20 protein-coding genes and 1 riboswitch are annotated in these 19222 nt (G+C 61.1%); of the genes, 9 read left to right on the top strand and 11 right to left on the bottom strand.

Features of this window, described 5'->3' with window-relative positions:
- Window positions 1-80: 80 nt before the first annotated feature.
- The 5 genes from QK296_RS11210 to QK296_RS11230 all read right to left on the bottom strand — a co-directional run bounded on the left by QK296_RS11210 (window position 81) and on the right by QK296_RS11230 (window position 5142).
- On the bottom strand, window positions 81-2303 hold the full coding sequence (locus tag QK296_RS11210) for a GMC family oxidoreductase (protein WP_282390914.1): 2223 nt from the start codon (window positions 2301-2303) through the stop codon (window positions 81-83).
- On the bottom strand, window positions 2300-2791 hold the full coding sequence (locus QK296_RS11215; protein ID WP_003192607.1) for a hypothetical protein: 492 nt from the start codon (window positions 2789-2791) through the stop codon (window positions 2300-2302). Before QK296_RS11215 ends, QK296_RS11210 begins: the two co-directional genes overlap by 4 nt.
- Window positions 2792-2795: 4 nt before the next feature.
- The gene (locus QK296_RS11220) at window positions 2796-4136 is read right to left on the bottom strand and encodes a cytochrome C (RefSeq protein ID WP_282390915.1); all 1341 of its coding nucleotides are present in this window, start codon (window positions 4134-4136) and stop codon (window positions 2796-2798) included.
- 173 nt (window positions 4137-4309) lie between these two features.
- Window positions 4310-4594, bottom strand: a complete 285-nt coding sequence (locus tag QK296_RS11225) for a hypothetical protein (RefSeq protein WP_282390916.1) — start codon at window positions 4592-4594, stop codon at window positions 4310-4312.
- On the bottom strand, window positions 4576-5142 hold the full coding sequence (locus QK296_RS11230) for a hypothetical protein (RefSeq protein WP_282390917.1): 567 nt from the start codon (window positions 5140-5142) through the stop codon (window positions 4576-4578). The genes QK296_RS11225 and QK296_RS11230 overlap by 19 nt, the downstream gene beginning before the upstream one ends.
- 322 nt (window positions 5143-5464) lie before the next feature.
- Here QK296_RS11230 and QK296_RS11235 point away from each other — a divergent pair, with 322 nt between their 5' ends.
- The 3 genes from QK296_RS11235 (at window position 5465) to QK296_RS11245 (ending at window position 8452) form a co-directional block, all read left to right on the top strand.
- The gene (locus QK296_RS11235) at window positions 5465-6982 is read left to right on the top strand and encodes a hypothetical protein (protein WP_169856050.1); all 1518 of its coding nucleotides are present in this window, start codon (window positions 5465-5467) and stop codon (window positions 6980-6982) included.
- A gap of 99 nt (window positions 6983-7081) precedes the next feature.
- A complete protein-coding gene (locus QK296_RS11240) occupies window positions 7082-7594 on the top strand; it encodes a hypothetical protein (protein ID WP_282390918.1) in 513 nt (170 codons plus the stop codon).
- Between the two features lie 294 nt (window positions 7595-7888).
- The gene (locus QK296_RS11245; protein WP_169856051.1) at window positions 7889-8452 is read left to right on the top strand and encodes a nucleotidyltransferase family protein; all 564 of its coding nucleotides are present in this window, start codon (window positions 7889-7891) and stop codon (window positions 8450-8452) included.
- A gap of 105 nt (window positions 8453-8557) precedes the next feature.
- On the opposite strand, the gene chrA is transcribed toward QK296_RS11245, so the two are convergent.
- The gene (gene chrA, locus QK296_RS11250) at window positions 8558-9751 is read right to left on the bottom strand and encodes a chromate efflux transporter (protein WP_003192601.1); all 1194 of its coding nucleotides are present in this window, start codon (window positions 9749-9751) and stop codon (window positions 8558-8560) included.
- A gap of 164 nt (window positions 9752-9915) precedes the next feature.
- Here chrA and QK296_RS11255 point away from each other — a divergent pair, with 164 nt between their 5' ends.
- Genes QK296_RS11255 through QK296_RS11265 form a run of 3 tightly spaced genes read left to right on the top strand, consistent with a single transcriptional unit; the run spans window position 9916 to window position 11766 of the window.
- A complete protein-coding gene (locus QK296_RS11255; RefSeq protein WP_003192600.1) occupies window positions 9916-10356 on the top strand; it encodes a TspO/MBR family protein in 441 nt (146 codons plus the stop codon).
- Window positions 10356-11285 carry an alpha/beta hydrolase gene (locus QK296_RS11260; protein ID WP_282390919.1) on the top strand — a complete coding sequence of 310 codons (930 nt, stop codon included), beginning with the start codon at window positions 10356-10358 and terminating at the stop codon, window positions 11283-11285. The genes QK296_RS11255 and QK296_RS11260 overlap by 1 nt, the downstream gene beginning before the upstream one ends.
- On the top strand, window positions 11275-11766 hold the full coding sequence (locus QK296_RS11265; protein WP_137204280.1) for a GNAT family N-acetyltransferase: 492 nt from the start codon (window positions 11275-11277) through the stop codon (window positions 11764-11766). Before QK296_RS11260 ends, QK296_RS11265 begins: the two co-directional genes overlap by 11 nt.
- A 152-nt stretch (window positions 11767-11918) precedes the next feature.
- Here QK296_RS11265 and QK296_RS11270 read toward each other — a convergent pair whose 3' ends face one another.
- The 4 genes from QK296_RS11270 to QK296_RS11285 all read right to left on the bottom strand — a co-directional run bounded on the left by QK296_RS11270 (window position 11919) and on the right by QK296_RS11285 (window position 16048).
- Window positions 11919-12683: an ABC transporter ATP-binding protein gene (locus QK296_RS11270; RefSeq protein WP_282390921.1), complete on the bottom strand. Its 765-nt coding sequence runs from the start codon at window positions 12681-12683 to the stop codon at window positions 11919-11921.
- Window positions 12680-13684, bottom strand: a complete 1005-nt coding sequence (locus QK296_RS11275; RefSeq protein WP_003192595.1) for an iron ABC transporter permease — start codon at window positions 13682-13684, stop codon at window positions 12680-12682. The genes QK296_RS11270 and QK296_RS11275 overlap by 4 nt, the downstream gene beginning before the upstream one ends.
- Window positions 13681-14691 (bottom strand): ABC transporter substrate-binding protein, encoded by a 1011-nt coding sequence (locus QK296_RS11280; RefSeq protein ID WP_034134156.1) that lies wholly within the window; start codon window positions 14689-14691, stop codon window positions 13681-13683. The genes QK296_RS11275 and QK296_RS11280 overlap by 4 nt, the downstream gene beginning before the upstream one ends.
- 114 nt (window positions 14692-14805) lie before the next feature.
- A riboswitch (cobalamin riboswitch) is annotated at window positions 14806-14999 on the bottom strand.
- Window positions 15000-15118: 119 nt separating this feature from the next.
- On the bottom strand, window positions 15119-16048 hold the full coding sequence (locus QK296_RS11285) for a DNA/RNA non-specific endonuclease (protein WP_282390922.1): 930 nt from the start codon (window positions 16046-16048) through the stop codon (window positions 15119-15121).
- Between the two features lie 136 nt (window positions 16049-16184).
- Between QK296_RS11285 and QK296_RS11290 the strand changes: the two genes are divergently transcribed.
- Window positions 16185-17246, top strand: coding sequence for a M4 family metallopeptidase (locus QK296_RS11290; RefSeq protein WP_003192590.1), 1062 nt, complete (start codon window positions 16185-16187; stop codon window positions 17244-17246).
- Between the two features lie 29 nt (window positions 17247-17275).
- On the top strand, window positions 17276-17581 hold the full coding sequence (locus QK296_RS11295) for a protealysin inhibitor emfourin (RefSeq protein WP_003192587.1): 306 nt from the start codon (window positions 17276-17278) through the stop codon (window positions 17579-17581).
- 14 nt (window positions 17582-17595) lie between these two features.
- Here QK296_RS11295 and QK296_RS11300 read toward each other — a convergent pair whose 3' ends face one another.
- A complete protein-coding gene (locus QK296_RS11300; RefSeq protein WP_003192585.1) occupies window positions 17596-18717 on the bottom strand; it encodes an NADH:flavin oxidoreductase in 1122 nt (373 codons plus the stop codon).
- Between the two features lie 99 nt (window positions 18718-18816).
- Between QK296_RS11300 and QK296_RS11305 the strand changes: the two genes are divergently transcribed.
- The gene (locus QK296_RS11305; RefSeq protein ID WP_003192584.1) at window positions 18817-19218 is read left to right on the top strand and encodes a helix-turn-helix domain-containing protein; all 402 of its coding nucleotides are present in this window, start codon (window positions 18817-18819) and stop codon (window positions 19216-19218) included.
- The last annotated feature ends 4 nt before the right edge of the window (window positions 19219-19222 follow it).

The following is a 19222-nucleotide window of genomic DNA, read 5'->3' on the forward strand; positions in this document are numbered from 1 at the left end:
TCCAACTTCATCAAAAGCCAACTTGCCGACAGAAAACAACCCCACAATACCGCGGCATTGTGGGGTTGCTATGCCAGCGCCTACACCGCCCCGAAGCGCACCTCCACCGACAGGCTGCCCTGGTTATCGCTCAGGCCAGCCCCGTAACGCCCGGTCAGGTCGTCATTGATGCACAACTGCAACTCCCCCTGCTGGCCACGCGGCAATTGCGCCTGGTTGCCGACCAGGAACGGCGCGCCGCTGGGGCCGATACGCCCGATCAACGCGCCTTCCGGTTGACCGGGCAAGGTATAGCCGGGCTTGGCGGTCAAGCCTGGGTGGCCTGCCGCGCCGACCATCCCGGTGCCCGGGTTGGCCGTCCACTGCCCACCGGTGCACACCGCCAGTTGCCAGCTGTGCCCGTTGACCTGCAGGCCTGTGCCCTGCCAGGGGTCTCTGGCCTGCACCTGCACGGTACGCTTGAGCAGGTCGCTGGCGACCACGTCGGCGGCCTGGAAGGTCAGCGCGGTGATGGTCAAGGTTGGGTTGGCGGTGCCGGTGGCGGGGAACACGCCGTCGCCGACCAGGAACAGGTTGGGGTGGTCCCAGCTGCGCTGGTCTTTGTCCACCACCGACTTGGTGCGGTCCGAGCCCATGCGGTAGGTGCCCATCAAGTGGCCAGCGCCGTAGAACGCGTAGTTCTGGCCGCCGTGCTCGAACACCGTTTGCGAGCCGGGCTTGAGCTCAGGGTTCAGGTCGGTCAGCTCGGTGGCACCCATCAGCTTGGTGATGATATGCGTGGCGGCCAGGCGCGCTTGCTTGAAGCCCTCCTTGGTGTAGTCGGACAGTTCGTAGGCGATCTGCGGCCTGGTCAGGCCCAAGCCGTCGGTGAGCCCCTCGGCCCTCTCTACCCGGCACAGCGCTTTGTCGGGGTCTTTCTCGACCTGCTCGATCAAGAAGCCCAGACGGAACTGGCGGGTCAGCACGCTGTTGAGCTGCTGCACCAGCGCCACGCCGGACAACGCCTTGTTATGGGGGTTGGCGCCGCCATGGTTGGTGCCGTCGATGAAATCGCAGACCGCGGCGTACGGATCATTCGCCGACCAATTCCAGCCCTCGTTGCCGATCTCGATACGCCAGGCGGCACGTTCGCTGCGGAACGGGCCATCGCGCATGTCTTCGATCCCCGAGGTGGACAATGGCCCACGGAACGGGAACAACGGCTTGCCTTCAGGCATTAGGCCCCAGGCCAGGTACACCGGGTGGTCGGCCAGTGACTTGCCGACCTGGCCGCTGCTGTTGGCGACGCCGTTGGGGCTGTGCGGGCCGATGGAGTTGAGCAGCAGCTTGGGCGTTTCGATCGCGTGGGCGGCGATCACGTAGCGCTTGCCCTGGGCCGTGCCGTTCTGGCGGGTGCCGTTGTTCTGGTATTGGATGAAATCGATACCCGTGACCCCATTGGCATCGACCTGCACTTGGCTCGCCACACACTGGTAGAGGATACGCACGTTGCCGGTATCCAGCGCCTTGGCCATGGTCACGGTGGCGTCGTACTTGGCCTGGATCGGGCAAATCGGCGTGCAGCTGGTGTTGCCGGCGCATACCCGTCGGCCATTGTCGTTCTGCGAGTTACGCCCGGCCGGGGTTTGCCGCACGTTGAGGGTGATGCCCTGGTACTGGGTGCCATCGACGGCCTTGCCCACGCCCTGGTCGACCAACGACGGCGGAATGCCGTGCATGCTGTATTGATAGCCCTGCGGGAAGGTCACGCCCAGGTAGCTCTGCGACGCCACATCGGCGGAAACGCCCATCTCTTCCTCGGCGCGGCAGTAGGCGGTTTGCAGGTCGTCGTAGCTGATCGGCCAGTCGACCCCGACCTTGTACACGCTCTGCATGCGAAAGTCGTTGGGCAACAGGCGCAGGGCCGTGCCCATCCAGTGCCACATGGTACCGCCGCCTACCCGCTCGTAGGTGCTGGCGAACAGTTGCTTGCCCTTTTGTACCAGGTAGCTCTTCTGCAGCTTGTTCGGATCGTCGCTGCCGGCGGTGATCAAGTCTTGGATAGTCGCTCGCGGGGCGAACTGTTTGGCCGGGGTCTGCTCGGTCTGCTCCGGTGGGTAGGGCGACTCGGGCGCCTTGAGCACGGCCGTGTAGAAACGCTCCAGGTACTCGCTGCGGTTAGGTGGAATCGCCGGGCCCGACTCGAGCACCAGCACTTTCAAGCCAGCCAGGCCCAACTGATAGGCCATGACGCTGCCGGCCATGCCGGCGCCCACGACGATTACATCGGCGGTTTCGATGTTCTGGGTGTGTAGAGTGCTCATGGTTGCTGCCCTTCCTTGGCGTCGACACCGGTGAATTGCTTGAGGGTCGGTGGCTGCTCGGCCCAGTAGCCGAAGTGGTATTGGCTGTAGCCCATGGGGTGGGACTGGGCGATCTTCCACGCCCAGCTTTCCTTGTAGGCCTGGTCGGAGACCACGCGGATGTCACCCTTGTGGGCGGTGCCCTGGTCATAAGGCTGGTACCAGCTGCCAAGCAGCCACAGCTTCATGATCGAGCGCGCGCCCTGGGCGATCTGCGGGTCAGAGTTGCCGAGCACGGCGCTGGCGATTTGCTCAGGCGGTTGGTTCTTGATGCGGGCGAATAGCGTCAGCAGGTTGCTGAACGCAGCGGTGCCCATGCCTTGCTCGGCAGTGGCCAAGAACAGCGGCGGCAGGTTGACCGGGTCGAGCAAAGGCGCCAGCAGTTTGGCTGACAGGCCAGTGAGCACGGCGGACAGGTCGATGAAGTTTTGCAGGTTTGGGTCGCTCATGGCATCACTCCTTGGCACCGGTGGATTGGGCACGTTCAAGCAGGAAGGTGAAATCGGCGAAACTGGTGCGCGGGGACTGGGTCACCCGGGTGGTCGCATTGTTGTGACACTCCATGCAACTGGACGAGGCCTGTGGCGTGGTGCCCTGGTTGTAGGTTTCCAGCGTGGCGTTGGCCAGGAAGGTCGGGGCAGGCGTGCCCAGCGGGTTGGTCGGCGACGGTACTTGGCAGTCATCGGCGGGAGCGGTTGGCCACTGGGTGCTGATCAGCTGGTAATTGGCCCAGACCGTGCCCTTGAGTGCGCCTTGCCACTGCGCGTTGAGCTGGTGGGTCGCGGCGGTGAGTGGTATTTCCCGCACGATCTGCGAAGGCGTGGCGTACTTCGACGGGTCCCACGGCCGCGCTGGCGGCTCATTCACCGGGCGGTTGCTGGCCTGGGCGTCGTAGAACAGGTAGGGGCCCTTGCGCTCGTTTATCGGTGTGGTCTCTTCCGGCACGTTGCGCACGTGCTCGAAGGTCGACCATACCCACTGCGGCGCCTCTTTGGTCTTGTGCACGATGTGCAGGCCGACCAGCCCGACCTTCTGCGCGCTGCATGACTCGGGGATTACCGCGCCCGTGTTCGGGTCGGTGTTGCCACGGGTGTAGACCAAGGCGTCGACGGCGTGGAAGTCCTGCGGGTTGTCGTTGCGGCCGAGTACCTTCCAGGCTGATTTAACCATGATCGCGCCGACTTGCTGGGTCTCCTTCGCGCCGCAGGAGAAGGCGATGCGGTTGTCGGCCTTGCTCAGGAACGCTTGCTGGCCTTCCTTGCTGTAGAGGCCGTTGTTGACGATGTCGTCGAACATCGGCTGGTTGACCATAATCGCGTTGCGCGTGTAGGTGCCCTCCTGGTCTACCAGTGGGCCGGTCTTGAACGGCTGGATGAACTCGTCGAGCACACCGGCGACCTTGCCCATCTGTTGCAGCACGGGCAGGTCCCCCTTGCCTTGGCAGGCGGCGGGTGGCGGCGTGTGCTGGTCCCAGGCGACCGGCTTCTGGCCTTGGGGCAGGAAAATCGCGTAGCTCTCCTTCCACGACTCCCAAACTCTCTGCCCCGGCGCGCCGATCTGCGCCGAGGTGTTGGCGCTGCCGTCGGCGTTGGCGGGCCAGTTCAGGGCGACGAAGGTCTGCCACGACAGCACGTCGAAAGCGCGTTGCAGGCTGTCCAGGGTGATGGGAGGGTTGGCGGTGACGTCGAAGGGGATCGCAGGTGACAGCACCGGCGGGGTGGCCGTATCGGCCATGGCGAGCGCGCTGGTGAAGCTTGCACCCAGGCACACCAACCGTTTCAAGGTTATTTTCATTATCGTCTCCTCAGCAGATAAAGCGTCGGGACGACTAGGCGTACTGGCCCTTCATGGACCGATAGTTCAGCGTTATCCCTTACGCTAGGCTGAAGGCTAGCCGTTGCGTCATTACCCTCCGTAATATCCGACTAAAGGTAGGGATAAGCAGGATCGCGCATAAAGTGCGGGCCTTATTCTGAATATTTCCCCACCTGTTTTTTCCAAGGCAAGTACTCCACAAAAACGACGCGGTGCGCTACTCCATCTTCCCTTACACGGAACCCTGACATTTGTTGCAGATCGAGCTGCAAGCATTGAGTTGCAAGTACCTTTTGTAACGCCGGATCCGAGTGGAAGCGTTCAGGGCGCAGATAGTGTTTTTTCAACGTCACATCGCAATGTGTGACTTGGCCCTTTGCGTTGGCAGTGAATTCGAAGCGTGCTTTGCCGAACGCATTTATTGATTGCTTGGCCACCACGTTGTTCCAGAAAAAACGGCTTTCAACATCAGCCCTCTGGTGTCTCCGGTCGTAATCAGAAATGGGGAGGTATTACCAGAAGCTATCAAAGGTGCGGTGACCTCAAACGTGCCATCAATTGGATTCTGAAGACCTTCCGGAACGCTCTCCCAGATACTGCTCCAGCACACGTCCGTTACGAGCTTCGTAAAGCCTGGTGGACTCCCTGCGTCCGTTGGCTGCGCCTCGCAGCGCAATACGTCCCCCTGTCGATCAAGCTTCATACGTAGCTTCACGCTGCCTCGCAGTCCCTCGCCATTCGCCCAGAACACACGTTCAGCCAAGGTAGTGCCTAAAACCCTGCCATAACGCCTCTCTTCTATGCGCTTGATTTCTTCTGAAGTGAGATAAGTTGGAACGGACTCACCACCGCTATCAACCCAGGCATTCACTCGCTGGTCGAGTGTCAACCGATGGCAACCCGAGAGGGACACTAAACCTGTCAATAACAGCAGCATGGAGATGAGCCGACAATCGGCACATGATTTCATTTTAATGATAGACACTCTTGCGTTCCTTGAAATGACAAAAATCGATATTTTTCCTTGAGTGCTAATGAGCGTTTTCTTTCGACCGATTCCAGCCGCTCGCGAGAGGCAGCAGCCGGCCAAAGGAGTCACCTCTGATTTTCGGTTCGGAAAAGAGGGCGGATTATTTCTCAATGAGTCCACATCGTGTCTGTCAGCGACGTTGGTTGTTATCGAAACGGGGAGCAATAAAGGTATCATGTAGTGGCCCTGTGCTACCCTCGTTGAGGGCTGCGCCTCGCCTTTGATAAAGCTGCCTTACTCCCTCCTTCTGCCCGCGATCTTGGAACGGTGACACGCAATGGATGCAAGCATTCAGACGATTGAACTTTACGGCCACGCCCTTGAAACACCTCAAAGCAAGCTTGATACAAACCAGGTCAGGCAAGCATTCTCGACGATTGCCGCGACGTGGTCGCAGAAAATCAATGCCGGCTTTTACGATCTGTTTTCCAGCCTGGATAACCTCTACGAAGGCGGCGATGATCTAGCAGACGAGATCCGCCTCCAGGCAATAGGCCAAAGTATCAAGCTCACCGTGGCCCATGGGATCTACGATATCGACGAAGAGCGCTTCTACGATGCGTTCATGCAGCGCTACGACTCATGGGATGAAGACTTCGGCGTATTGGCCGAGCAATACGAAGCCATTGTCGAGCGTTCAGCCGAGGTGGATGCGCATCGCACCAATCGTCGCCGTGGTCGTCGCCAATGGGTAGGCTACGGTTCAGAGAAGGCGGTATACGATGCCGACGCAAAAAACCTGATGTCCAATATTGGTCATGGCGTATTCAACCTGATGGCCAAAGGGGTCAGCGCACTCGGCGACTCGTTCAAGAAAGACGAGATTTTCAAGAGCCCGGCAACGGTCAAGGCTTTCGCAGACGGTGCCAGCAATATCGTTAATGCGGCCTACCTTGCGACCCTCGACGCCATCAATGCCGATTCGCCCGGTAAGTTGCACAGCTATTCAAAGGACGAGATCAGAAAGTCCCAGGCGATTACCGAGAATATTGAAAAAGGCCTGATCCCCGACGAGGCCGTGTTGCCGTCGGCGGTCAAGGCGATCAGCGCTTATCCCTACAACGAGCGTATCTATCCGATCCTGCTACGAAAGTTTGGCGGCGATCAAGGGCGACTCGATGGCGTTGTGGAGTACTTCGGCATGGGCGGCCTGCTCAAGGAAAAGCAAGCTCTGATCCAGGAGCAATTGCGCCAGTGCGACCTCAGCACTGTGGAAAGTTTCAGCGCCAGTCGCCCGGACATCGAGCGCTATGCGCAATTTATCAATTATGAACGTTTCGATGAACACTGTGAGCGAGTGATCGAGAAAATCGTGGCGCGCGAGACGCAGGCAAGCGCGCTATCGGTTGTTACACCTGTACTACCAGGCTCAGCGAAACGCGGCGGCTGCGGGTTGACCGTGGCGGCTGCCGCCCAAGGTTTCAGGTCCAACGCCGATCACAAGTTCTATGTGGCGCCGGACTTGCCGACGAAGAAGGTCCTGACCTTCGAATCCAAGAACGCGTTGAACATTGCCAAGGACGAGGTGGTGTTCTTCTTCGACGAAACAGTGTTCGGCTCTGGCGACAAGGGCGTACTGGTTGATCTTGAGTACGTATACGTGCGCCTGCAATTCAAGGAGTCGCACCGCGTGGCACTTGCCGATATTGCCGACGTGACCATCAGCGGTCTAATGAATAAAAAGCTGACGATGGCCAAGCGTGACGGAACCAATGTGGATGTGGTGCTGACCCAAAGCAACAAAGGCGCGACCAGCCTAAGCGAAGCCATCCTCGGACTGGTGCGGTTGAGCTAGGCGGCTGTTAGTCGCCTTACAAAATAGTTAAGTGGTTCCACCAGGCACCTGTAGGCGTACGCTGGGTGTCTGCCCATTAGCAATACAAGGACGATGCACGTGACTCTAGGCGAACTCGCTCAGATACTGGAAGACCACTTCAGCCCCAAGGCCCGTGACATCACGCGCTTTGCAGGCACCGGCTACTCGTTTGAAGAGTGGTTCAACTGGGAACAGTTCAGCGCGTTTACCGCTCTAGCGTTCGAGTGCAATCCAAAGCCTGGCTACAAGACACACTTTACTGGCCACGCATCTGCTCAATTGGGTGACATCGCGATTTCGGCGAAGGATGGTACAACCTGGTTGGTGGAAACGTCGTTGGTGCATGCCTATACGCAGAACAAATGGAAAGCAAAAATCACAGAAGATCGGGAAAAACTCCAAGGTGCCGTTGCACAAGGGGTTCGCAAGGTTCAGTTGATGTTGTTGTGCAGTGATGTAGAAACAGACCTTCAGACCAAGTGGGCCTATTGGTTTGAGGGTATGCCCTTTTGGGCAGCGCCAGACTCTAAAAAATACTTCAGCGATGGTGAGCAGGGAGAAGTGTGCTTGTTACTCTGGCAGGTGGAGTAACGACAGCAGATGCCGTGCTCTTAGCATGAAGGAACAGGTTGAACGCAATCGCCGCTCTCGTTATTCGGCCTTTCATTAAATTTCAAATGGAATCCGGTGTTAACGATCATCCTTCACACCTTAGAGACGGCCACCCCGGCGCTCAAGTCGGCGCAATGGCGCAAGGTGCGGCCGGGGAATCGGATTTTGCTTTCAGGCGCTGCGTGATCGTTTGGGATTTTCGCGAGCAAGCTCGCTCCTACAGGAGTGCCATATTCAGGTGTTATGGTTGGCGCTGACGATGGAGGATTGAACATGACATTGACTGTCGACACCTTGCTTGAATTGGCGATGGCCAATCCGATCAATGCGCAAATCACAGCGCGGCTGCCGGAGCTTGGCGTGCCGCAGTGCATGCTCACGGCGGGCTGTTTGTTCCAGGCGGTGTGGAACCATCAGGCGAATCTGCCGGCTGATCAGGGCGTGAAGGACTACGACGTTTTTTACTTTGACGAAGATGTGTCCTACGAGGCGGAGGATGCGGTGATTCGTAGGGCGCAAGTGCTATTTAAAGACTTGGGGGTGAATGTGGAGGTCAGGAATCAGGCGCGGGTGCACCTTTGGTATGGGCAGCGGTTTGGCCGGCCCTACCCGCAGTTGCATTCGGCCCGGCAAGGGGTTGACCGTTACCTGGTGGCGGGTACGTGCATTGCGCTGGATATTGCCTCGGGCGAGATGTATGCGCCTTATGGCTTGGAAGATGTGGAGCAGGGTGTCTTGCGTATCAACCCTTTGCATCCGGAGCCGGAGCTGTTTTTGCACAAGGCCAGGAGTTATCAGGCGCGTTGGCCATGGCTCAAGATTGTCGAGCCGGGCTGAGCCCCAATGCTGTAGGAGCGAGCTTGCTCGCGAAAATCGTTAACGATAACGCGTGCCTTCAGATTAAACGCGGCGCCTGTGAGTTTTTCGCGAGCAAGCTCGCTCCTACAGTAACGTGCCGAGTAGGCCGCAACTTATCACTACCAGCCATGGCGGCAGTTTCCACACCATCAACACGGCCAGTGCCAGCAACGCCAGGGCGAGGTCGTAGCCGTTGAAAATCGCACTGGTCCACACCGGCTGGTACAGCGCCGCCAACAACAGGCCAACCACCGCCGCGTTCACCCCGGCGAGCGCGGCTTGGGTGCGCGGGCTTTTGCGCAGGTTGGCCCAGAAGGGCAAGGCGCCGAAGATCAGCAGGAACGACGGGGCGAAGATCGCCAGCAGTGCGATCACTCCGCCAAGCCAACCGCTCGGGGCGTGGGTCATCGAGGCGCCGAGGAAGGCGGCGAAGGTGAACAGCGGGCCGGGCACGGCCTGGGTGGCGCCGTAGCCGGCGAGGAAAACATCGTTGCTGACCCATTGGCTGGGCACCACTTCGGCTTGCAGTAGCGGCAATACCACGTGGCCGCCGCCGAATACCAGCGCGCCGGTGCGGTAGAAGGCGTCTACCAGCGCCAGTGTGGGGTTAAGCGCCCATGCGGCGAGGAGCGGCAAGGCCACCAGCAACAGCAAAAACAGCATCAACCATAGGGCCCCGGCGCGGCGGCTGATGGCAATGGGCAGGGCGTCGGGCTCGGCACTGCTCTCGGGCTTGAACAGCAACAGGCCGGCCACGCCTGCGACCACCATGACCCCGACTTGAGCCCAAGCGGAGGGTTGCAGCAACACCACGCAGGCGGCGATCAACATCAACGCCACCCGTAAAACGCCTCGGCACAGGTTGCGTGCCATGCCCCACACAGCCTGGGCCACCACGGCTACGGCGACGACCTTGAGGCCGTGCAGCGCGCCATGGGGGAGGGCGCCGCCGTAGTGGGCCAGCCCCAGGGCAAACAGGATCAGGACGATGGCCGATGGCAAGGTGAACCCGGCCCAGGCTGCCGCCGCGCCCCGGTAACCCGCGCGGGACAGGCCCAACGCGATACCGACTTGGCTGCTGGCCGGGCCGGGGAGGAACTGGCACAGGGCGACCAGTTCGGCATAGCTGCGCTCGCTGAGCCAGCGGCGGCGGGTGACGAACTCTTGGCGAAAATAGCCGAGGTGCGCAATCGGCCCGCCGAAGGAAGTGAGGCCCAGGCGCAGGAAGATCAGGAACACTGACCAGGGGCTGCTGCGGTGATCGGCAAGCTGGGGCAAGGGGACGTCTCGGGCAGCGATGCTGGATGTTGCCGACCATAACCAATTTTCATGACGCGCAGAAGAGCGGGTATTTTGCTGCTCCCATTGAATTTATCCGAGGTTGCTTGAGTCACTCAAAGCAGTGCATTGTTTTTCCATCCACAGGACCTCAAGGACCGACCATGACCTTTTTCATCTTCCTGCTCGCCTGCGCCGCCGCCGCCAGCACTGGCGTGATCTTCAAACCCGGCGCCTGGTACGAATCCCTGGTCAAGCCCAGCTTTACCCCGCCCAATTGGCTGTTCCCGGTGGCATGGACGATCATCTACCTGCTGCTGGCCTGGGCCGGTTACCGCTTGACCCTGATCCCCGGCAGCGAAATGGTATTGGCCCTGTGGGCGGCGCAGATCGCGTTGAACACGCTGTGGACGCCGGTGTTCTTTGGTGCCCATCGCTTGTTCGCGGGGATGGTGATTATCGTGCTCTTGTGGCTCACCGTAGCCGCCATGGTAGTGCTGGCCGTGCGCCTGGATTTGATCACCGGCCTGATCCTGTTCCCGTATCTGGCGTGGCTGTGCGTGGCCGCGGCGTTGAACTTCTCGATCCTGCGTAATAATCGCTGATGGCCTACCAGCATTGGCCCGCCAGCGAGCCCGAACTGGCCCAGATGCGCCGCTTCAATCGGAAACTGGCGTGGATGCCGCGCTTTAAAGTCCGCAACCGCGTGACACCGCGTCTGATCCAGGCACTGCTACGCGCTAGCCAGACGTTCAAGAAGGCGCCCGTGGTTGAGCTGAAAAGGCTAGGCACGGTGCCCGTGCGCATCTTGCGCCCCAGTGGCAAGCCCAAAGGCGTGGTGCTGGATATCCACGGCGGTGGCTGGGTGATCGGCAATGCGCAAATGGATGACGACCTTAACCTTGGCATGGTCAACGCGTGCGATGTGGCGGTGGTGTCGGTGGATTATCGGCTGGCGGTGGATACGCCAATTGAAGGGCTGCTGGATGACTGCCTGACGGCTGCGCGCTGGCTGTTGGCGGACTGCCCGGAGTTTGCCGGCCTGCCGGTGTTTTTTGTCGGTGAGTCGGCCGGCGGGCACCTGGCGGCGGCCACTTTGTTGGCGCTCAAGCAATGGCCCGAGTTACTCCAGCGGGTCAGCGGCGCGGTGTTGTATTACGGCGTCTACGATTTGACCGGCACCCCCAGCGTGCGCACGGCCGGGCCGGACACGCTGTTGTTGGACGGACCGGGCATGGTTCAGGCGCTGCGCCTGCTGACGCCGGGGATCAGCGACGAGACGCGCCGTCAGCCACCGTTGTCCCCCTTGTATGGGGACTTCGCGGGGTTGCCGCCAGCATTGATGTTTGTGGGTGAACTGGACCCGCTCAAGGATGACACCCTGCTTATTGCCGAGCGATGGGCGGCGGTGGAGGCCCATCTCTTGCCGGAAGCGGCCCATGGGTTTATTCACTTTCCGGTGGCGATGGCTGATCGCGTGTTGGCTTACGCTCGCCAGTGGATAACGGGCCGCATCCTTGGCGATGAGCGTTAGTATCGAGGCGGTGCAGGCCGCTGACATTCCCCAGGTGCTGAGCTTCGCTTTGCTGGCGCGGGATGAACTGTTTCCCACGCTCAGTGCCACCGGCGTCCCCCACGATCTGGCGCAGTTTGAAGCGATCTACCTTGAGGGGGGCGGACGGTTTTTGATTGCTCGTGCCGAAGGCCGGATCGTTGCCTCGGTGGCTTATCGGCCCTACGACGGCCGCTTCCCGCAGTTGAACTACCAGGGGCGCAAGACGGTGGAAGTCGTGCGCCTGTATGTGCTCCCGGCAGCGCGACGCTTGGGCCTGGCGGGCCGGTTATACCGCTCGCTGGAGGCGCTGGCGCGGGCCGATGGCGTAGAGATGATGTACTTGCATACCCATCCGTTTCTGCCCGGTGCGATTGATTTCTGGCGCAGGCAGGGGTTTGAGGTGGTGGATGTCGAGGCCGACCCGATATGGCAAACCACACACATGCATCGGCCTCTGTAGGTGAAGTGTGGGAGGGGGCTTGCCCCCGATAGCGGTGGGCCAATCACCGATGTATTTGCTGACACTCCCTCATCGGGGGCAAGCCCCTCCCACATTTGGACCACAGTTGGCCGTCAGACCGTCACCAGAGCAAGCTGCCCCAACCTACGGATTCAGTTGGAGCGCAGGCGCAGGATTTGCGCGCCGTCGAACGGGTCCGTCAGGTAATGCCCCTGCACGCCGAAGGTCTCTTGCAAGCGCTGTGGCGTCAGCACTTGCAGCGGCGCGCCCAGGGCCACCAGTTGCCCGCGATCCAGCACGGCCAGGCGATCACAGGTCAACGCCTGGTTCAAATCATGCAGCGCAATCAAGGTGGTCACGGGCAAGCCTTGCACGCCTTTGAGGATCGCCAGTTGATGTTGGATATCCAGGTGATTGGTCGGCTCATCCAGCAATAAAATCTGCGGGCGTTGCGCCAGGGCGCGGGCGATGTGCACGCGCTGGCGCTCGCCACCGGAGAGGCTGCGCCAGGCGCGTTGGCTCAGGTGGGTGGCGTCTACGTCATGCAGGGCCTGGTGCACGATGGCGTCGTCTTCACGCGACCAGGGGCTCAATGCCGACAGCCACGGCGTGCGACCCAGGGCCACGGCGTCGAACACGCGGATGGCGTCGTCGGTGTCGGCCTGTTGCTCCACCACCGCCAGCTGTTGCGCGATGGTGCGGCGTGACAACTCACCGAGCCGCTTGCCACCCAGGCGAACATCGCCGCTGGCCGGCACACGTAACCCAGCCAGCAATTTGAGCAGGGTGGATTTGCCTGAACCATTGGGCCCGACGATGCCGAGGGTTTCACCCAACTGCACGTCCAGGTCAATGTCACGCAGCAACTGCGCGTCACGCACTTTGAAGCCCAGGCCGCGGCAACTGAGTACGCTCATCGCGCATTCCTCCGGCCAATCAGGATCAGCGCAAACACTGGCGCGCCCACCAATGCCGTCACCACACCCACCGGAATCACCTGGCCCTTGATCAAGGTGCGCGACAGCACGTCCGCAGCGATCAAAAACAGCGCGCCGCCCAAGGCGCTGGCCGGCAGCAAGCGCGAATGCCCGGTGCCAAGCAACAGGCGCACCGCATGGGGAATTACCAAGCCGACAAACCCGATGGAGCCGACGATGGACACCATCACCGCCGTCACCAGCGCGGCGCAGGCCACCAGCACAAATTGCACGCGGCGCACCGGGATGCCGAGGGAGGCCGCCGAGTCGCTGCCGAAGGTGAACGCATCCAGTGCACGCCGGTGCCACAGGCACACTGCGAGCCCCACGACCGCCACCGGCACCGCCAACCACACCGACGGCCAGCGCACGCCGCTGAGGTTGCCCAGCAGCCAGAACATAATGCCGCGGGCTTGTTCGGAGCTGGCCGACTTGGTGATCAGGAACGCGGTCAGGGCATTAAACAACTGCGAGCCGGCGATGCCCGCGAGGATGATCTGCCCGGTACCGCTGGACGATCCGCTGGCCCGCGCCAGCAGCGTCACCAGCGCAAATGCCGCCATCGCCCCCACAAACGCGCCCGCCGACAACGACACCAAGCCACCGCCCACGCCGATCAAGGCGACGAGCACTGCGCCGGTTGACGCGCCGGCGCTGATGCCCAGCAGGTACGGGTCGGCCAGCGGGTTACGCAGCAGTGATTGCAGGATCACGCCGCACGTTGCCAACCCTGCGCCGCAGGCTGCGGCCACCAGGGCGCGGGTGAGGCGGTAGTTCCACACCACACCTTCGTCGATGGGGTCCAGTACGTAGCCGGCGGCCCAGAGTTTATTGGCGAGTACCTGCAGCACCACCTGCGGTTCGATGGCGGTTTCACCGATGGCGACGCCAGCGAGCAGGGCGAGCAACAGCAGCGCCAGGGCGAGTAGGGTGCGCATCATTTGCCCAGGTGGTAGCCGTCGATGGCGGCGGCCAATTGTTCAAGGCCCTCGAAGGTGCGCAGGCTCGCCTGCAAGGCAAGGGCGTCGAGGATGATGATGCGGTTGTTCTTCACCGCGTCCATGTTGCGGGTCACGGGGTCGCTGCGCAGGAAGGCGAGTTTCTTTTCATGGTCGTCGGCCGGGTAGCGGCGGCGGTCCATGCGTGCGATCACCAGGAAGGTGGGGTTGGCCTTGGCGATGGTTTCCCAGCCGACGGCAGGCCACTCCTCATCGGACTGCACCACGTTACGCAGGCCAAGGGTTTGCAGCATGAATTGCGGCACGCCTTTGTGGCCGGCTACGTAAGGGTCGCTGGCCATTTCGGCGCTGGAGAACCACACCAGTGCACTGGCTTGCTGCAAGCCCTTGCCCTGGGCCGTGGCGACGGACTTGGCCAGGCGCGCCTTGAGTTCGTCGGTCAGTTGTTGGCCGCGATCCTGCACGTCGAAAATCTGCGCCAGTTGCTGGAGGCTCTGGTAGATCGTCTCGATGCGAAAGGGCTCCAATCGCGTGCCGTCGGCACCCACCAGGTTGTCCTTGCCTTCGCAGTCGGACGGCAACAGGTAGGTGGGGATCTTCAGTTCATGAAACTGCTCACGGGTGCCGACCACGCCTTGGGGGCCCACCACCCATTCCAGCTCGGCGGCCACCAGTTGCGGGCGCTTGGCGAGTACGGCTTCGAAGCTGGGCTCGTTGTTGGCCAGGCGCTCGATGCGATCGTCCTGGGCCTTGTACTGCGCCGCCACGTTGTTGAACCACAGCGAAGTGCCGACCACCTTGTCGCCCACGCCCAGGGCGTAGAGCATCTCGGTGGCGGCCTGGCCGATGGTGACGCTGCGGGCGGGGGCGTGCTGGAAGGTCAGGGTGCTGCCGCAGTTTTGCAGGGTCAGCGGGTACTGAGTGGGCGCGGCTTGCGCCAGGGCACACACACTCAAACCTGCGATCAGGGCGGTAACGCGTGGCAGCATGAGGCGATCTCCTTGTGAACCGTAGGTGCAGCAGGGGAGGTACGGCTCGGAAATACGCCCATGGAGGCTGCTGAAGCGCAGGGCCAGGATGTCCTTCCCGGACACCCCGCCGGTTAGTGAATTAGCTGGGCCGGCAGGTCTCCTGACTGATGCGTCGTCGCCATGCCCCGCCTTCCCGGACGTGGTCCAGTGGCATTCGAGGGTAGGCTCGGCATCTACAGTTGCGGGGGCAGTTTCGGTTCACGCCGCGTGCGGCGTTTCGAATTCCCTGTTAGTCCCATACGGGAACCGGCGGCCGTATGGTAAGCGATCACACCCTGTAGGAGCGAGCTTGCTCGCGAAGGTCGCTAACGTTAACGCGGGGAGCCTGGTGCGCCGCGGTGCTCTCGGGTGCTTCGCGAGCAAGCTCGCTCCTACAAAGGGATCGTCAGAGCCGAATATCCTGGGGGCCGCGGATCAGCGCTTCGATCCGGGTGCCTGTGGCGCGCTCTTCGTTGCTGAAGCCGTCGTAGTCGGCCAGGTTGGCGAAGCGGATGCCGGTCAATTGTTCGATCGCGATCACGCTGCGCTGGTAGGTTCTGAGCTGACCGAACACCAGGTCCAACTGATCCAGCTCGCGTCGCTGGTCGATCATGTAGGCACTGGCGGACGGTTTGCCGTCGTCGCTGAGGTAGGCCACCACTTTCCAGAATGCCTGGGGGATTTTTACCCCGCGATAAACGCGATCGTTGTCGCTGAACACCGGGCCGCTGAACACCGTGGCCCGGGCTTTCCAGCGCTGGGTGTTGTCGAGGATGTAGTCTTCCAGTTCCAGCCAGGTCTTCTGGTTGAAGCCGCTCATTTGAGGGGAGCAGTTGGTGAAGTGAAAGGTGTCGAAGTTGGCGGTGTTGGCCTCGTCGCCCCAGTTGGGGTCCTGGCGCCGTACCAGGTGGCCGCGGTCCAGGCCATTGCCGGCATAGAGGTCTTCACCTACCTGCGCATCCAGGGGCAGGCGGCCATCGTAGGCCCAGGTGTCGTTGCTGCGCGTGATGTCTACATGCTTGGCGCCGTCGATATTCACCCCCACGTAGAGCGCCAGTCGTCGAGAGCGCGACAGGGTGATGGAGAAATGCGTGTAGTCCAGACGCTTGGGTTGCACGTCGCCCGCCAGTGGCTGGTCAACCGTGGGCCATGGCACCACGAAGTCGCTGAGGAAGTCGTCGGCATAGCCAGCGCGGTTTTTGAGGTCCTTGGCCGCGGTGACGCGCGGCGTCGCGGCTTTGGCTTCCAGCAGGGTGGGGTTGGCCGCGACCAATGGGCGCAGGTCGGCGAGCCTTGGGCGGTGGGAAAGGTCGATGTTGGCTGTGCGGTCGGGCATGGGCATGTTCCTTATGGGCCTCGGATAAACACCACTGAAACACAAACTCATGACAATTTGGCCCAGGGGGCGAACACAGGGCTATCCTGAAAACCGTTACCCGGACGTTCACCACACGCCAAAAAGGAGCCAGCTCATGTGTGTTCGCCAACCGCGCAACCCGATTTTTTGCCTGATCCCGCCGTACATGCTCGACCAGATCGCACGCCACGGCGACAAAGCCCAACGGGAAGTCGCATTACGCACGCGTGCCAAGGACAGCACGTTTCGTTCGTTGCGCATGGTCGCGGTACCCGCCAAGGGGCCGGCCCGCATGGCACTGGCCGTGGGCGCCGAGAAGCAACGCTCGATCTACAGTGCCGAAAACACCGACAGCCTGCCCGGCAAGCTGATCCGCGGCGAAGGGCAGCCCGCCAGTGGCGATGCCGCGGTGGACGAAGCCTATGACGGCCTGGGCGCGACCTTCGATTTTTTTGACCAGGTCTTTGATCGCAATTCCATCGACGATGCGGGCATGGCGCTGGACGCCACGGTGCACTTCGGCCAGGACTACAACAATGCGTTCTGGAATTCGACCCAGATGGTGTTCGGCGATGGCGACCAGCAGTTGTTCAACCGCTTTACCGTGGCACTCGACGTCATTGGGCATGAGTTGGCCCATGGCGTGACTGAGGATGAGGCCAAGCTGATGTACTTCAACCAGTCCGGTGCGCTGAACGAGTCGTTGTCGGACGTGTTCGGTTCGCTGATCAAGCAGTACGCGTTAAAGCAAACGGCCGAGGATGCCGACTGGTTGATCGGCAAGGGGTTGTTTACCAAAAAGATCAAGGGCACGGCGCTGCGCTCGATGAAGGCGCCAGGCACTGCGTTTGATGACAAGCTGCTGGGCAAAGACCCGCAGCCTGGGCACATGGATGATTTTGTGCAAACTTACGAGGACAATGGTGGGGTGCATATCAATTCCGGCATTCCCAACCACGCGTTCTATCAGGTGGCCACCCGGATTGGCGGGTTCGCCTGGGAGCGTGCCGGGCGTATCTGGTATGACGCACTGCGCGATTCGCGGTTGCGGCCCAATTCCGGGTTCTTGCGTTTTGCGCGCATTACCCACGATATTGCCGGCCAGCTTTATGGCGTGAACAAAGCTGAGCAGAAGGCAGTCAAGGAAGGCTGGAAAGCGGTGGGCATAAACGTTTGACGAAGCCGCCTGAGCGGCGAGGAAAAACCATGCGAATTTCAATCAAGGAAAGCGGCGGGCCGGCGTTTTTTCCGGGGTTGGCCAAGCCGCGCACGGTAGAGTTGGACGCGCTGCCCGAGCCTGATCAGCAGGAGTTGCGGCAACTGATTGAAGCGTCGGGTTTTTTCCAGTTGCCGCAAAGCACCGATCCCGAGCCTGGCAACCCAGGCCGGGTGCATTACACCCTGACAGTTGCGGAAGGCAAGCGCGAGCACACGGTCTGTGTGCTCGCGCCGGTGAATCCCCCGGCACTGGACGGGTTGGTGCAGTGCGTGCGACGGCATAGTCGGGGCTGACTTGGGCCTATTGGCTAGATGAGCTCAGCAAGATCCGATGGGCTGAAGGCTTTCAGGCTGGAGGTCTCTCCCGTGCGAATTTTGCTGGCCCACTGTGGGTCGCTCAGTAATGCGCGGCCAACGGCGATGAGGTCAAATTCTTCGCGTTCAAGCCTGTGCACTAGATTATCCAGGCTGGCGGGTTGAGAGCTTTCGCCTCCGAAGGCGGCAAGAAAGTCCCCGGACAGGCCGACCGAGCCCACGCTGATGGTCGCCGCGCCGGTGAGTTTCTTGGCCCAGCCGGCGAAGTTCAGCCCCTGCTCGCCATCCAGTTCGGGAAATTCGGCTTCCCAGAAACGCCGTTGTGAGCAATGCAGGATATCGACACCCGCTTCCACCAGCGGCACCAGCCAGTCCGACATGGCGTTCGGCGTGGTCACCAGGCGCGCGCTGTAATCCTGCTGCTTCCACTGGCTCACCCGCAATATCACGGGGAACGCCGGGCCTACTGCTGCACGTATCGCCTTGACCACCTCTGCCGCGAAACGCGAGCGTTCCTTGATCGATGCACCATTGAACTGGTCGGGACGCTGATTGGTGCCTTCCCAGAAGAACTGATCGAGTAAGTAACCGTGTGCACCGTGTATTTCAACGGTATCAAACCCTAACCGTTTGGAGTCGGCAGCCGCCTTGGCGTAAGCCGCAATCGTGTCGGCGATGGCTTCATCACTCATCGCGTCACCGCGTGGCGTACTGGGTGCGGCGAGGCCGGAAGGGCCTTCGATACCTGTCTCGGGCGCCCAATCGTTGAAGGGATTTCCCACTGATCCGACATGCCAGATTTGCGGTCCCATTTTGCCGCCTGCCGCATGCACGCCGTCGATGACCTGTTTCCAGCCCGCCAATGCCTGGTCGCCATGGAACAGCGGGACGCCGGGGTCGTTACGTGCGCCGGGGCGATCAATGGCGGTGCCTTCTGAGAGAATCAGCCCGACGTCGTGTTCGGCACGTCGGCGATAATAGGCGGCGACGTTTTCTTCCGGTACACCGGTGGGGGAAAACGAACGGGTCATGGGTGCCATGACGATGCGATTTTTCAGGGCCAGGGATTTCAGCGCAAATGGCTGAAACAAAGCATCCAGATTCGTAACACTCATTGCCAGAGACTCCATTTGAAATGAGTCTTGATAGTATATTGTGTATACCTAATATCAATTAGGCACTTTAAAGCTATCAGGTATCCCAGAGGAAACCACATGCTCGATCATGACCCGGCGCTGACTCAAGACGGTACGGTGCCCAAGGTATTCAAAGCCGATTGCTCCAGCCGATTATTGCTTGATCAGATCACCGACAAGTGGTCGGTGCTGATACTGGGCTCTTTGTGCGAAAAACCGCTGCGTTTCAATGAAATCAGGCGTCGCCTGGACGGCATCACGCAAAAAGCCCTGACCCAGAGCCTGCGCCGTCTTGAACGCAGTGGCATCCTGGCGCGCCGGGTCATCCCGTCTTCACAGGTGGCGGTGGAGTACAGCATTACGCCGCTGGGGGGGACGCTGGAAGAGCCGTTCAAGGCGCTTTACGCCTGGACGCTCAGCCATTCGGAAGCGGTGCTGCAGGCGCAGGCGGCGTTCGATGCGCGCACCGACGACGCCTAGCCGT

This window comes from Pseudomonas sp. AL10 (assembly GCF_029960685.1).
GTDB lineage: Bacteria > Pseudomonadota > Gammaproteobacteria > Pseudomonadales > Pseudomonadaceae > Aquipseudomonas > Aquipseudomonas lactis.